This is a genomic window from Pseudomonas gingeri (genome assembly GCF_013385425.1).
Taxonomy (GTDB): domain Bacteria; phylum Pseudomonadota; class Gammaproteobacteria; order Pseudomonadales; family Pseudomonadaceae; genus Aquipseudomonas; species Aquipseudomonas gingeri_D.
Map to the genome: position 1 here is coordinate 139,021 of NZ_JACAQA010000027.1, position 13,357 is coordinate 152,377.

The 13,357-nt window shown below is 58.5% G+C and carries 17 protein-coding genes and 2 pseudogenes; 11 read left to right on the top strand and 8 right to left on the bottom strand.

Translation table 11 applies throughout. From position 1 onward, the window contains the following. The first annotated feature begins 51 nt into the window (after positions 1-51). The 4 genes from HX830_RS25995 to HX830_RS26010 all read left to right on the top strand — a co-directional run bounded on the left by HX830_RS25995 (position 52) and on the right by HX830_RS26010 (position 1,840). Positions 52-630, top strand: coding sequence for an RNA polymerase sigma factor (locus HX830_RS25995; RefSeq protein WP_152737473.1), 579 nt, complete (start codon positions 52-54; stop codon positions 628-630). Further along, complete coding sequence (locus HX830_RS26000; protein ID WP_103495013.1) at positions 630-1,064, top strand: hypothetical protein; 435 nt, start codon at positions 630-632, stop codon at positions 1,062-1,064. The genes HX830_RS25995 and HX830_RS26000 overlap by 1 nt, the downstream gene beginning before the upstream one ends. Then, positions 1,061-1,540 carry a periplasmic heavy metal sensor gene (locus HX830_RS26005; protein ID WP_103494974.1) on the top strand — a complete coding sequence of 160 codons (480 nt, stop codon included), beginning with the start codon at positions 1,061-1,063 and terminating at the stop codon, positions 1,538-1,540. Before HX830_RS26000 ends, HX830_RS26005 begins: the two co-directional genes overlap by 4 nt. Before the next feature lie 87 nt (positions 1,541-1,627). Continuing rightward, positions 1,628-1,840 carry a YXWGXW repeat-containing protein gene (locus HX830_RS26010; protein WP_103494975.1) on the top strand — a complete coding sequence of 71 codons (213 nt, stop codon included), beginning with the start codon at positions 1,628-1,630 and terminating at the stop codon, positions 1,838-1,840. 71 nt (positions 1,841-1,911) lie between these two features. On the opposite strand, the pseudogene HX830_RS26015 reads toward HX830_RS26010, so the two are convergent. Further along, a pseudogene (locus tag HX830_RS26015) lies at positions 1,912-2,943 on the bottom strand (chitinase); the annotation flags it as partial. Between the two features lie 49 nt (positions 2,944-2,992). Further along, a complete protein-coding gene (locus HX830_RS26020; RefSeq protein WP_177103499.1) occupies positions 2,993-3,628 on the bottom strand; it encodes a lytic polysaccharide monooxygenase auxiliary activity family 9 protein in 636 nt (211 codons plus the stop codon). A gap of 337 nt (positions 3,629-3,965) precedes the next feature. Between HX830_RS26020 and HX830_RS26025 the strand changes: the two genes are divergently transcribed. From HX830_RS26025 to HX830_RS26035, 3 genes are all read left to right on the top strand, one after another. Further along, complete coding sequence (locus tag HX830_RS26025) at positions 3,966-4,757, top strand: AraC family transcriptional regulator (protein ID WP_177103501.1); 792 nt, start codon at positions 3,966-3,968, stop codon at positions 4,755-4,757. A gap of 73 nt (positions 4,758-4,830) precedes the next feature. Beyond that, entirely contained in the window at positions 4,831-5,445 is a 615-nt protein-coding gene (locus HX830_RS26030) for a LysE family transporter (RefSeq protein WP_177103503.1), read from the top strand. A 389-nt stretch (positions 5,446-5,834) separates the two neighbouring features. Continuing rightward, positions 5,835-6,245, top strand: coding sequence for a hypothetical protein (locus HX830_RS26035; RefSeq protein WP_177103506.1), 411 nt, complete (start codon positions 5,835-5,837; stop codon positions 6,243-6,245). 71 nt (positions 6,246-6,316) lie between these two features. Here the strand turns inward: HX830_RS26035 and HX830_RS32625 are convergent, their stop codons facing one another. The 3 genes and pseudogenes from HX830_RS32625 to HX830_RS26045 form a co-directional block, all read right to left on the bottom strand. Continuing rightward, the gene (locus HX830_RS32625; RefSeq protein WP_371317547.1) at positions 6,317-6,751 is read right to left on the bottom strand and encodes a methyl-accepting chemotaxis protein; all 435 of its coding nucleotides are present in this window, start codon (positions 6,749-6,751) and stop codon (positions 6,317-6,319) included. Between the two features lie 102 nt (positions 6,752-6,853). Then, positions 6,854-7,630, bottom strand: a pseudogene (locus HX830_RS32630) (PAS domain-containing protein); the annotation flags it as partial. Between the two features lie 215 nt (positions 7,631-7,845). Then, the gene (locus tag HX830_RS26045) at positions 7,846-8,751 is read right to left on the bottom strand and encodes an AraC family transcriptional regulator (RefSeq protein ID WP_218171403.1); all 906 of its coding nucleotides are present in this window, start codon (positions 8,749-8,751) and stop codon (positions 7,846-7,848) included. 251 nt (positions 8,752-9,002) lie between these two features. On the opposite strand from HX830_RS26045, the gene HX830_RS26050 reads away from it, so the two are divergent. Continuing rightward, a complete protein-coding gene (locus HX830_RS26050; protein WP_177103508.1) occupies positions 9,003-9,845 on the top strand; it encodes an oxidoreductase in 843 nt (280 codons plus the stop codon). Here the strand turns inward: HX830_RS26050 and HX830_RS26055 are convergent. Both HX830_RS26055 and HX830_RS26060 read right to left on the bottom strand, forming a co-directional pair. After that, the gene (locus tag HX830_RS26055) at positions 9,842-10,024 is read right to left on the bottom strand and encodes a DUF1289 domain-containing protein (RefSeq protein WP_103494981.1); all 183 of its coding nucleotides are present in this window, start codon (positions 10,022-10,024) and stop codon (positions 9,842-9,844) included. The two genes, HX830_RS26050 and HX830_RS26055, sit on opposite strands and share 4 nt — an antisense overlap. A 3-nt stretch (positions 10,025-10,027) precedes the next feature. Continuing rightward, on the bottom strand, positions 10,028-10,399 hold the full coding sequence (locus HX830_RS26060) for a hypothetical protein (protein ID WP_152737468.1): 372 nt from the start codon (positions 10,397-10,399) through the stop codon (positions 10,028-10,030). A gap of 210 nt (positions 10,400-10,609) precedes the next feature. Between HX830_RS26060 and HX830_RS26065 the strand changes: the two genes are divergently transcribed. Beyond that, positions 10,610-10,834 (top strand): hypothetical protein, encoded by a 225-nt coding sequence (locus tag HX830_RS26065; protein ID WP_152737467.1) that lies wholly within the window; start codon positions 10,610-10,612, stop codon positions 10,832-10,834. Between the two features lie 134 nt (positions 10,835-10,968). Here the strand turns inward: HX830_RS26065 and HX830_RS26070 are convergent, their stop codons facing one another. Continuing rightward, complete coding sequence (locus tag HX830_RS26070) at positions 10,969-11,496, bottom strand: winged helix DNA-binding protein (RefSeq protein ID WP_152737466.1); 528 nt, start codon at positions 11,494-11,496, stop codon at positions 10,969-10,971. Here HX830_RS26070 and HX830_RS26075 point away from each other — a divergent pair. Both HX830_RS26075 and HX830_RS26080 read left to right on the top strand, forming a co-directional pair. Then, on the top strand, positions 11,473-12,402 hold the full coding sequence (locus tag HX830_RS26075; protein ID WP_152737465.1) for a response regulator: 930 nt from the start codon (positions 11,473-11,475) through the stop codon (positions 12,400-12,402). The two genes, HX830_RS26070 and HX830_RS26075, sit on opposite strands and share 24 nt — an antisense overlap. Positions 12,403-12,658: 256 nt before the next feature. Next, positions 12,659-13,252 (top strand): plasmid pRiA4b ORF-3 family protein, encoded by a 594-nt coding sequence (locus tag HX830_RS26080; RefSeq protein WP_152737464.1) that lies wholly within the window; start codon positions 12,659-12,661, stop codon positions 13,250-13,252. The last annotated feature ends 105 nt before the right edge of the window (positions 13,253-13,357 follow it).

A 13,357-nucleotide genomic window follows, 5' to 3' on the forward strand; every position in this document is an offset into this window, starting at 1 on the left:
CCGTCCGGCCTTGTCATACCCGAACCCATCACCGGACCGAGACTTGCCCGATTGAAAGAGATTGATCCGGACGTTGAGCTGCTGGCCCGTATTGGCAACAAGGAGCCGGCCGCCGTCAACGAGATGGTGTCGCGCAAGCTGCCCCGTTTGCTCGCCCTCGCCAGCCGGATACTGGGCGATGCCGATGAGGCCAAGGATGTGGCGCAAGAAAGCTTTCTGCGCATCTGGAGACAGGCGGCGAACTGGCGCAGTGGCGAGGCGCGTTTCGACACCTGGCTGCACCGGGTGGTGCTGAACCTCTGTCACGACCGCCTGCGCAAGCGCAAGGAGCGCCCGCTGGAGGACGACGAGCCCGGCATTGAGTTGGTCGACAGCGCGCCCCGCCCCGATGAACAGCTGGAGGCGACGGCGCGCAGTGAGCAGATGGCCGCGGCCCTGGCCGCGTTGCCTGATCGTCAGCGCGAAGCCATCGTGTTGCAGTACTACCAGGAGCTGTCGAACATCGAAGCGGCGGCGCTGATGAATATCAGCGTCGATGCACTGGAAAGCCTGCTCTCGCGGGCCAGGCGCAACCTGCGCAGCTACCTCGCCGAAACGCACGGCCCAGATAGCCTAGGAAGGGGAAGATGATGACGCCCGAACGATTTGCTTACCTGGCCGACGCCTACGGCGCGGACCTGCAACGCTGGCCGGCCGCCGAACGCGGCGCCGCCCTGGGGTTGCTTGAGCGTGGCGATGCCGCGTTGCTCCAGGTGCTGCAACAGGCCCGGCAACTCGACAGCCTGCTCGACAGCTATCAACTGGCGCCTCCCGACCCGGCCCTGGCCCGGCGTATTGCCGCTTCAGCAGTCATGACCAAGCCGGTGTCGTTCTGGAGCCGTTATGCCGACTGGCTGTCCAGTGTCGGCTTCGTCGGCGTGGGCCTGGCTGGGATTGCCACCGGTATCCTGGTGGTCTCGCTGAGCCTGCCATTGTCCACTGCATCCGAAGCGCTGCCGAGTGTCTTCGACCAGGGCGATGCCGATATCGTCTTCACCGTAAACGCCGAGGAAAGCGAGCAATGAGTCAACCGTCCAAGACCATCAAGAACTTCCTCCTGATGTCGTTGATGCTCAATGTCTTCCTGATCTGTGGCATCGGTGGTGGCGTCTACCACTGGTTGGTCAATGCGAAACCGGCCATGGCCGCCGTCAACCAGCACGGCTTGCGCCAGGCCATGGTGCAGTTGCCGGAGGCGCGACAGCATGAGTTGCGCCAACTGCTACGCCGCAATCGGGCCGACAGCCAGCCGCTGATCATGGCAGGCCGTCAGGCCCGTCAGGATGTGATCAAGCAGCTTGAGGCACCGACACTGGATCGGCCGGCCTTGCTGGCGGATCTGGGCAAGGCCCGTGAGGCGGATGTCGCGCTCAGGGCGCTGGTGGACAACACCCTGGCGGAATTCGCCGAGACCCTGCCCCAGGAGGAACGTCGCAAACTGGTCGACTCCCTGTATTTCCGCACGCAAGCCAAAGGCAAGTCGATGCAAAAAAAGCTGTAAGGGCGACGGATTTTCCCTGTTGTGACGTTTAACCCTTACAAGCCCGCCCACTAGGCGACGACTGAACGCTCTGCAAGGAGTTACGCAATGCTGCGAATATTCAAGACCGCGCTGATTGCCACCCTGATGGCCGCGTCACTGGCTGGCTGTATTGTCGAGCCGGTGCATCCGCGTCGACCACCGCCCATTGTCGAAGTCGTACCGGTCATGCCCGGACCGGGTTATCACTGGGTCGCCGGACATTATCGCTGGGGCCATAATCAGTGGATCTGGGTGCCTGGGCATTGGCGCTACCAGTAGTGGAACAGCGATAAGACAAAACCCGGCGCAAGCGCCGGGTTTCGTTTTTCTGCTTAGGCCTGCCGCTTGCCCGCTGGCACTTCAGCCGCCGCCAGCGCGCCATGAATCAGCGGCGCGTAGCGATTGCGGAACTCCCAGTTGTAAGGCACCTGCTGCCGGCTGAGTCCCTGGTCCCAGTTGATGGACCAGGTCATCAGCCCCTTGATCGAATGGCCGGCGGCATCCAGTCGCTTGAAGGCATTGACCACCGCCGCCGGATCGATCACATAACCCGTGGCAGCCGCATCGTTATTGGTCGGCAAGCCAATGACGAACTTGTCCGGCGCAATCTTGGTAAAGCCCCGCGTTCCCGTGACCAAGCTATCGGTCAGGTAGTAGAGGAAATCCTCCTTCATCGCATCGTTGTTCTGCGCGATCCAGGCCCCGCTGCCACCGTTGGCTTCCGGCACCCAGACGCCGTCGCCGCCCTGGTTGTAATACTGCGGCGCGATAAAGTCGTAGTAGCCGTCGAGGGCGGTGATGTAATCGATGTACTTGCCGTTGGTGGTGAGATAGGGGAACTCGGGGGCCATGCTGATAATGAAGTGCTTGCCCTCGGCCTTGTAGTGGTTGCGCACCAGTTTCAGGGCTGCGGGCAACACCGCCTTGTTGTCGGCATAGTCGATGGCACTTTGTTCCAGGTCGATATCCAGCCCATCGAAACCATAGGTTTCCACCAGGCGGATGATTTCGTTGGCCAGCGGTTGCTCGGAACCCTTGTGCAGCTCGATATGGGCATCGGCGCCGCCCAGTGAAATCAGCACGGCACGGCCCTGACCGTTGAGGACACCGACCTGGCGGCGGAACTCCGCGTCAGACAGGTTATACGGCTTGAACGTCGGGATGCCGTTGCCTTTCATAAAGGCCACGGCCACCACGTTGTACTCCATGGGCACATCCGTCAGCGCCAGGTTGGCGAACTTGCCGCCCTGGTAACCATCGTTCGGCCCCGCGGCCCAGTTGTGCCAGAAGCCCATGAGGATTTTCTTGCCGGCAAGGCTCGGCATCGCCGACGCCGCATCGCTGGCCTTGGATTTGAGCAGTGAAAAGTCGATTGTGGTCACATTCCAGTCCTTTAGAAATTTACATGAGATCGATTGCCCAGCGGCAAGCTCATTTGAAGTCCACGTCAAACGCCTGGTAGAAGGCGTTGCCGGTATTGGCGACGATCCACAGCAGGACGATGACATGCCGGCCTTTCTTGCCCGCCGGCAGTTTCACCTCGTGCTCCACCTTGGCCTTCAACTCATCGCTGTGCTGGTAGTAAGGCACCTGGGTGTAGAAGTCCTCGTAAAACGGCTTGGCTTCCAGTTGCCCACGGCTGATGCGTTGTTTCGGGTCCCAGCCGTCCTTGGTGATAAACCAGCGATAGCCCCGGGTGACGTGGGCGGCGGTGTATTCCCACTGCACATGGAAGGCCTGCCCAGGGTTGACGTTCAGCAGTGGCCAGGCATAAGGGCGATTGAGCTTCTTGCTCAATTCCTCGTCGGTGAAGTTGATGCAGTCACGGGCATCATTTTTCCCGCCACTGAGGATGTAACCGTCAGCGGGTGGGGCGACGCTCTGGTCATCGGTTTCAAACGGCTGGGGGAAAGGCCCGGCGGTGAGCGCCGGAAAATTCTTCCCGCCTTCCATTTCATTGACCTGCCAGGTACCGAGCAACCCCAGTTCCACGGCCACCGAACCACGGCTGGACGGCGAAACGACACGGCCATGTTTAAGTTCGGGCTTAGATAAAGGCTTGTTCATTTTTCTCACTCCTTTAAAAGAAATCTCTCCAACTCAGGGAGAACTTTCAACCTAGCTCAAACAACAAGAATGTCCATCCAAGGCCGAAACACTGAACTTAATTATTAATTAATAACCCTATGAATAAATTGAATTTTTAAAAAATAAACGACAAAACTTACGCACAACACAGCGAATAGATTACATGCCCTATTCGCAATAAACCCTGGTCATACCGCTCATGGAAAAATTACCCACAAACACTCATAAAACGTAACAAGATATTTTTAAACCCCCATGGATCACACCCCAAAGGCTGGGTATCCTGAGCGCCACAGTGCAATGGCGGGCCCTCCATTTGAACTCCATACGTTATGCCTGGTTGGACAAGTACGAGATTTCCAGCACCGCCTGCACCGGCCTGAACTTCGCCAGGCACAGCCACGATGAGTGCGTGATCGGGGTCAATCTGCTGGGCGAGGAAAAGGTCTGGCTTGACCGGCGGACTTTCAGCGCCGGCGCGGGCAATATCACCCTCTACAATCCCGGCCAGATCCAGGGTGGAGGCGCTGCGCCCGGTACACCCTGGCGTTTCGTAAGCCTCTACGTCAGTGCCGGGCAACTGGCGACGGACCTGGGGCTGAACCATCTGGAGTTTGGTCGGGCGCTCTGCTACCAGCCGCAGCTCGCGGAAAAGTTTGCCCATGCGGTGGAACAGTCGTTGCTGCCGGACCCATTGCTCCGGGCCATCGCCGAGGAGACGCTGGTCGTGCTGCTGGGCGAGATCGTGGCACTGAGCGGGCTGCGCCTGCCGGGCACCACCTCAGTGGGACGCGGCTTGGTGAACCGGGCCCAGGAAATCATCGCCGAGCGCTTGCAGGCACCGCAAAGCCTGGAAGAGTTGAGCGACGAGTTCGGCCTGTCGAAATTCCATCTCCTGCGAGCCTTCCAGCGCGAAACCGGACTCAGCCCGCGACAGTGGGCCATGCAACTGCGAACCCGACGCGCCCAGGGGCTGTTGCGCAAAGGCGCAGCGCCTGGCGACATTGCCTACACCCTGGGGTTTACCGACCAGAGCCATCTGAACCGGCATTTCAAGGCGGCCTATGGATTGACACCCGGCCGTTATCAAAGCGCCGTGAAACGCTGAAAAGCGCAATCCGGTACAAGATCGTTTTCAGGTCTGCGTCGACAATGCCGCCAAACGGTTATTGGAGGCCTGCATGCTCACGATCTTCTTCTCCGCGCTGATCTTCGGCGTGGTGTTCTGCCTGTCGCCGGGGGCTGTCCTGGCGGAAACCTTGCGCCGCGGCTTGCTTCATGGTTTCAAGCCAGCGCTGCTGGTGCAAATCGGCTCGTTGGTGGGGGACGCGCTCTGGGCGGTGATCGGGCTGACGGGGCTTTCGCTGCTGCTGGAACACGAGCAGGTACGGATTCCGCTCACAAGCGCCTGCGCGGCCTATCTGGCGTGGCTGGGTATCCGCAGCCTGAAGGATGCCTGGCAACTGCCCGAGGCCGAAAGCGCGACCGAACGGCCGGGGACAAACGCCCTGATGGTCGGCGCGACCATTTCCATCGCCAACCCGAAAAATGTCGTCTACTGGGGCGCGCTGGGCAGCGCCCTCTCCGGCATCGTCGGCCAGACCCCGAGCCACGGGCAAACCCTGATGTTCTTTGCCGGCTTCATGTTCGCTTCGGTGGCCTGCTGCTTTGTCATCGCCGCCCTGGTCAACGTCCTCAGGCAGGCCGCGTCCCCGAATTGGCAGCGGCTCAGTCATGGTCTGTGCGGAGCGGCCCTGATCTACCTGGCGATATTGGCGCTGCAGTCGGTGTTCTAGAGTGGGTGCCGCCTGGGTATCAGACGGCTCTTGCCACTCACACAGCGGGCTGAGATGCCCCTTACCTGACTCCCCGACAAAGCCTACATATCTATGAGAAGTCTCGGCTTGAGACGACTTGCCCACGTCGATAACGTTTCAGGGTCGCCGCAAAATCGGCGACCGGTTTTGACAGACCGACGTGAAGATATAGGCGCATCCAGCGATCCGACTACGAATGCAGGTGTTTTTTTACGTCTGCGATTGAGTAATATGGCGGCTGTGTGCGGGGCATCCTCGGGTGCGCCGGGTTCCTATATCTCCGGTCTGTCAACCCGCACACAACTGCCACCCTCGTTTGTTTGACAGCAATCAGTTGGCAGTCCATCGATATAGGAGCTGCACAGACGATGAAGAAAATTACGCCTGATCCGCCCCACCTTCCGACTAATCCTACTGGCGAAGATAAAGCAACTTTCATTCGCCAAAGCATCAACGCCATTTTTTCACGGCTGGATTCAGAACCATCGGCCAATGAAACACTGCGTTCAGGTACTGCCGAAGCACACCCGCCAATACCCTTTGAAACAGCCCACTCTCAGATCCCCTCGCTATTGGCGATTCGCGAAGACATCGGCCTACTGAACGTGCTGGCTAACGTTTCGCAGATACTTGAAACCGCCGAAGATACTGCCGACAACATCAACCTGGGCAATCACGAAACAGCTCACCATCAACTTTTGACTGTCATGCAGTCAGTGGAAATGGCCAAGGCGACGGTGGACTCGCTTCTGATGCTCGCACTTGAAACCCGGATTTAACATCCGACAACCAGAACACTCGGGCGGATCAGGAAATCCCCTGGCCGCCCGATCCCATTCCAATCTGCCACTTACTTCAGCTGATTGGCAAACCGCCCCACCGCGCCCACCACCTGCTTGGCCCCATCCTGGATCTCGATGATCACCTCACCGGCCTGGTTGGCCAGGGACACGCCCTGCTCGGCCTTGTGCCGGCTGGTGGACACGTCCCGCACCGCCTCGTCCACCAGCTTCTGGTTCTGCTGGACCAGGGTGACGATTTCCTCGGTGGCGGCGCTGGTGCGCCCCGCCAGTTGCCGGACCTCGTCGGCCACCACCGCGAAACCCCGCCCCTGCTCCCCGGCCCGGGCCGCCTCGATGGCGGCATTGAGCGCCAGCAGGTTGGTTTGCGCGGCAATCCCGCCAATGGTCTGGACCATCGAGGTAATCAGCATCGACTGCTTGCCCAACGCCTCGATGCCCTCCGACGCCGACTGCATTTCCTCGGAAATGGCCTGCATGGTCATCACCGTGTCCTTGACCACCGTGGCCCCGCGCTGCGCGGTCGTATCGGTCTGCAAAGAGATGTCGTAGGCAATCCCCGCCGCCTCGCTGACCTCTTTCTCGCGCTCCACCTGGTCGGTCACCAGGCTGGCGAACTTGACCACTTTGTAGAGTTGGCCCTGGGCATCATGGACCGGGTTATAAGTGGCCTCCAACCAGACATCGCGCCCCTGGCTGTCGATGCGCCTGAACCGATCCGCGACGAACTCCCCACGATTGAGGGTCGCCCAAAAGGCCTGGTACTGATTCGAAGCGACCTCTTCGGGAGAACAGAAAATACGGTGATGCTTGCCGACGATCTGCGCCAGCGAGTAGCCCATGGCCCGCAGGAACTGGTCATTGGCGGTAATCACTTCGCCCTTGAGATTGAACTCGATCACCGCCGTGGAACGCAGCAGTGCCCGAATAAAGGCCTCGTTCTCCTTCATGGTCTCGACGGTCTGGCTGACATCGCGAGCGAAACACCGGATGTGCAACAACTCGCCCTTCTCGTTCCGGACCGGCTGCCAACTGCCCTGCAACCAGGCCAGGGTGCCATCGGCGCGCAGGAAACGGTAGTTGTCGCTGACCGACTCGCCCTTGGCCACCGCAGCCTTGAGGTTACGGTAACAGTCCAGGGTTTTGACATAGGCCGGAACGATCTGCTCCAACGGTCGATCCCGCACCTGCTCGGCGGTATACCCCAGCAGGTCGAGAAAGCGTTGATTGAAGTCGATGACGCGGAACTGCGGGTCGAGCACCAGTGAAACCATTTCCGCCGTCATGCCATGGAACAACTGGTGCAACTTGAAAAGCTCTTCTTCTTTGCTCTCTAATCTCTTCTTCAGATGAGTATTGAACATGACTGCAAGAATCCCTTTTGCCGTGTTATTCCAAGACTATCGGTGTACCTGGGCAATCACTGAGACCATCGGTCGCCTCGAACTGACGCCGCAGATTGCTTGAACGCCAAGAGCCACTCGTCCCCCAGGCCGCAAGGTGCAGGCATGGTTATTAACAACATAGTTCAGGTAACGGAGTCGTGTTGAAAGGCCCACGCGGGGCGACGGGCGGGGGTTTATTGTCGGTTCATTGCCGGGCCTGCGCTGGCAGGCCACCCCGGCGGCGGCACCACGAAACTGGCCTTCATGCGCTTGACCTCCTCAACCGGGCTGTTGCCGAACAGCCGCTTGAACTCACGGCCAAATTGCGAAGCGCTTTCGTAACCCACTTCCAAAGCAGCGCTGGCGGCGCTCACCTCGTTCCTGACCATCAGCAGCCGTGCCTGGTGCAGCCGGATCGACTTGAGGTATTGCAGCGGTGAAGTCTGGGTCACCGACTTGAAATGACCATGGAACGAAGGAACGCTCATGCCCGCTTCAGCGGCCAATTGCTCCACGCTCAGCGGTTGGCTGAAGGCCCCGTGAATCCGGCGAATGGCCCTGGCTATCTTGCCGAACCGGCCTTGTTGGGTGAGTGCCGCGCGCATGGCGCCGCCCTGCTCCCCCGTCAACGCCCGAAAGTAGATTTCACGAACCAGTGAAGGGCCGAGGATCTCCGCCTCCAGAGGCCGGTCCATGACCTCGACAAAACGCAGGACCGATTCGCTCATCGCCCGGTCCATGGGGGTCGAGAACATGCCCTGGGGCTTGGACGCCGCGACGCCACCCAGCTGGTCGATTTGCAGGATCAGATCCGCGACAACATTGAAATCCAGATACAGGTAGATGGCGAGCAGCGGCGCCTGTTCGGTGGCCTGGGTTTGCATGGTGAACGGCACCGGGACTGAAACGGCCAGGTAGTGCTGTTCATCGTAGAGGTAGACCTGGTCGCCGAAGAAACCGCGCTTGCTGCCCTGACAGACAATGACGATACCGGGTTGGTAAAACACCGGGGTCAGGCTCAGCGGCCGATTGGAACGCAGGAAACGCACCTGCGGCAACACCGTAAGGTTGTAGCCTTCCCGGGGTGTCAGCTTGTCCATCAGCGCAATCATGCGCTTGCGCACGTCGCTGGGGTCCCACGTCTCGCCGTTCACCTGATTCCCCGTCCTCACTGACCCTGTCGTCGATTGTGCTCAAGGCCGGCCCGGAATAACAGACCGCTCATAGGAATAGGCTAGACATTCAGAGGAAGCGAGCTCTCCCTCGCGGCGCACGAGGACTAAAGTTGCGGCATTCGTACAGCGGAACATCCCGTTGTCGACTCCATCCCCTTGCCATGAGAGAAATCAGCATGTCGTCAGTCAAAACCCTGCTTGTCACCGGCGTCAGCAGCGGCTTCGGGCGAGCACTCGCCCTGGAGGCGATTGCCGCCGGCCATCGCGTGATCGGTACGGTGCGCAACGAACCGGCCAGGCAGGCCTTTGAGGTCCTGAGCCCTTCACAAGCCTTCGGGCGCCTGCTCGATGTCACCGATTTCGGGCGGATCGACGCGGCGGTAGCCGAGATGGAGTCCTCCCTGGGACCGATCGATGTCCTGGTCAATAACGCAGGTTATGGTCACGAAGGGATCTTCGAAGAATCATCACTCGAGGAAATACGACAGCAGTTCGAGGTCAATGTCTTTGGCGCCGTGGCCGTGACCAAGGCACTGCTGCCTTATCTGCGTCAGCGTCGTCGCGGCCATATCATCAATATCACCTCCATGGGCGGGTTCATCACAATGCCCGGCATCACTGACTACTGCGGCAGCAAATTCGCCCTGGAAGGGATCTCCGAAGCGTTGGGCAAGGAACTCAAGCCATTCAATATCGCCGTCACCGCCGTGGCCCCGGGATCGTTTCGTACCGACTGGGCGGGCCGCTCCATGGTCCGTTCGCCGCGCAGCATCGCCGACTATGACGCCCTGTTCGATCCCATCCGGACGGCCCGCGAAGCCAAGAGCGGCAAACAGCTGGGCGATCCCGTCAACGCGGCCAGGGCCATGCTCAGCCTGATCGCCAGCGACCAGCCGCCGGCTCATCTGCTGCTGGGCAGTGACGCGCTCACGCTGGTTCGGGAAAAGCTCGCCAGCTATGCCGCGGAACTCGACGCCTGGGAGGCGCTGACCCGTTCCACGGACTTTGACGCGGATTAACGCTTCTTTTTCTGCAGGCTTTTCAGACGTAGCGTCGCACGTTGCACCGCGGCCATTTTTTCCGGGCGCTTCATGCGCTTCCACTGCTTGATCTCTTCCTTGGAGCGGCCACAGCTCAGGCACATCTCGCTGTTGAGCTGGCACACGGAAATACAGGGATTGTCGATGTCCTTGGCCATGATTCAGTGGCGTCCCGGGCGTGGAGTGCGGGCAAGGTGCTGTTGCCAGTTACCGGCGCTCACCTGCTGGCAGTGCTCCTCGCTGTCGAACGCCAGATGAGCCGCGACCTGCTTGACCTCAACGTCCGCTTCGCGCAGGGCTTCGGCGGTCAGTTCAAGCATCTGGGCCGACTCGCCGGACATCGCCTGGTCACGGTTGGCCCGGGTGTCGAAAACCCAGGTCACCCGCAGGCTGGCGGGAAAGTGCGCGAAGTCCACCTCGTGGGTCAGCCAGGCAAACCCGACGATCCTGGCCTTCGCCGTCTCGCAGGCCTCGGTCAGGGCGGCAACCAGGCGACGCTCGATCTGCGCCTGCTCGCGTTTACTCAACAACATGGTTTGATCCTTTTCATCTCGACGGCGCAGAGTATGCCTGATCGTCGGCAAAGCCCGGTATTGACAGGATGACAGGTGGGTGGTCAGGCGCGCGCGAAGATTCGACAGTTCATTCGCTGCCCCCTAAGCTGAGCGAAGAAAAAGACAGGGGTGGTGGGCATTCGGTCGCCGGCCTGCCGTAGAAAAAACCAGAGACAGGAATCACCCTCCATGACGATGATTGACGTAGCTCTCTTGAAGCCCCATCTGATCGAAGCAGACAACGCCCGCGCGGCATGGCGCACGACGGTCGCGGCCTTGAGCAAGTCGCCCAAAGACACGCTGGAAGAAGGGTTCAAAGCCGTCAAGATCGCCGAGCGCACCTATTACCGATGCTGCGAAGAGTTGGCCAATGCCCTGCGCAGCGAGGTTGCGCGTGCGGAAGGGCCGAGCTGAGCAACGCACACACTCAATGCGCCAGGAATCACTCTCCCGTCACGGAGTGTGGTCGCTCACACATGCCCGATCATCCAGCCGCTTGAACAGGTGCTCTTCATCGTAAAAACGCCCCTCGAGAACTCAAATTGAGTTCAACCAGAATCCGTAGTGACAGACCTATAAGTCGAAGCCGCCCGATGAGCTTCTTCATACACACCCTTGATTTGTCTGAGTCCAAGGACAACCTCCTTGAGGTTGATACCGCTGATTTCGCGTGAAAACTCCCCGAACAGTATATTTTTGCGTGCCTCTGTATATTTTTCCGTATTCCTGCGACCTTCCTCGGTAACGCTGAGCTGCACCGGTCTATTCTTGAACGGTTGATATTTTTTCACCAACCCTCGTTCGCTGAGCCTTGTAACACTGTAGTTGATATTAAAATAATCAGAGCGATTCAACAGCTGCCCCACCTCCGCAATGGTTTTAGGTCGATCATTCATCCGAATAACGTGAAGCACCGCAAGCTCATCAACTGACATTTTATTATCGTTGGCCATCTTTTCGCACTCCAACTGCCAACGTTTGAAGGCATTAAACGCCCTCCAAAGCTGCAATTCGAACTCAGTCCAACTCACTTCACCATCAGTGGTAGCCAGATGCCACGTTTTATCAATCTGCATGAGGTGAACCTTCAGTCCTTGATTCAATCAATTTTCTACATACTTTGCCTAACTTGGCAATGGACACACCAAAAAATCAACCTGGCAGCGCAAAACGATCCTCCACCCTACACACCAACAAGATTCGGCCTACAAAAACATCAGCAACAAACGATATATCCCCCTATTGAAGGACAAGTCCATTCGTTTTATAAATTTCAAACCGAATCACAAAGCAAATCGCCCCGGGGAACAGAGGGAGCTTCTATGTGCCAAAATACACATCCGAACAGCATCAGGCTCCCGATCAGCAAGCAAACCCTCAGCCGTCATTTGTTTGAGCCATTGACTGACATCATGGAGACCTTCTGGAAGCTCAAGTCCGGAGCCAGGAAGGCGGACAGCATGACCTTGGAACAAATGAAACAGTTTATGGCCCATTTCGAAAGAAGTTGCTCCGACCTTGAGCTGTCAGGTGCCGATATGCTTAAATTTTTTCAATGCATTGCGGAGCAAGCCAAGGAAACCACCTCTACCGACAGCCCATCCAAGCCGAGCACCTGGCTCTCCATCTTGATCGTCGACGATGATGAGCGAGTACGCGATTTTCACTGCAGGATCCTGAAAAGCCTTAATTGCAGCGTCAACATAGCCAGTAATGGATATGAAGCCCTGGGCATGCTGTGCAAATCCTATGACGCCATCCTGATGGATATTCAAATGCCCGGAATGGACGGCATTGAAACCGCCATGAAGATTCGCCAGCAAGGGTTTGATCCGCAGACCACCCCCATCATAGCCATTACCGCCAACCCACTGGAGGAAGTTCGAAGAAAATACCAGGCATCCATCTTCAATGAATGCATACAAAAGCCAATGGATATCAACAAGCTGCAAAAAACACTCGAAACGCTGACAACCCGATAAGACTGAATGGGGTCGCCCAGCCCGCAACGTTTAAATACAACCCTATTACTGTAGGCCGATTCATACCAAACTTGTCCTTGCAGTCTGATTTTCGCCGATGAACAACGTCGCTACCATCGTTAGTATGGCGTCCATCAATCAAGTTCCTACAACAGCCCCTCCAGAGACTGAACACTTGAAGTGGATGACCGATGAAGCCCAGAGCGATCCCTGATCTCGCTCCTTGTCCATTGACCCTCGAGAGGCTGCCTGACCCATGACCCAGATTGCCCAACTGCCGACACCCAAAACCGACCGAGTGCTGATTCTACGCATTGAGTTGAAGTGGATAACCCCCACGATCTGGCGCCAGGTGGCGGTCCCCGAAAGCATCACCCTGGGCAACCTGCACCAGGTTATCCAGGCGACGATGGGCTGGACGGACACACACCTGCACGAATTTGAAATCGCCGGTGACAGCTACGGTGTTTCCGACTCCAGCACCGGCTGGAAACCTCCGATCGTTGCGGAGAAACACACGACACTGATCAGCGCCCTGCGGGGGAACCGCACCTTCCGTTATGTCTACGATTTCAGGGATGGCTGGGAGCACTTGATCCGGCTGGAAAAAATCATCCCCGCCGACGTTTGCCCGCAACTGCCCTACTGCATCGACGGAGCCAACGCCCGGCCCCCCGAGGATATCGGCGGCATGCTGGGCTATGACGAGTTCCTGACGGCCCTGCATGACGCCGGCCACCCCGAGCATGAGAGCGTACTGGAGTGGTTCGGCGATAACGACTTTGATCCGACGACCTTTGATTGTGTGCGTATCAACCGGTCGCTGAAACAGATCAGGCTCCAGTGCTGATAACAACGTTGCCGTGGAGCCACGGACCTCAGCAAGGCAGCGCCGAGCAGTTTGATGACCCCGGTGTGTTCGGCAACGCTGGCGAGCATTTCACCGGTGGCAGTC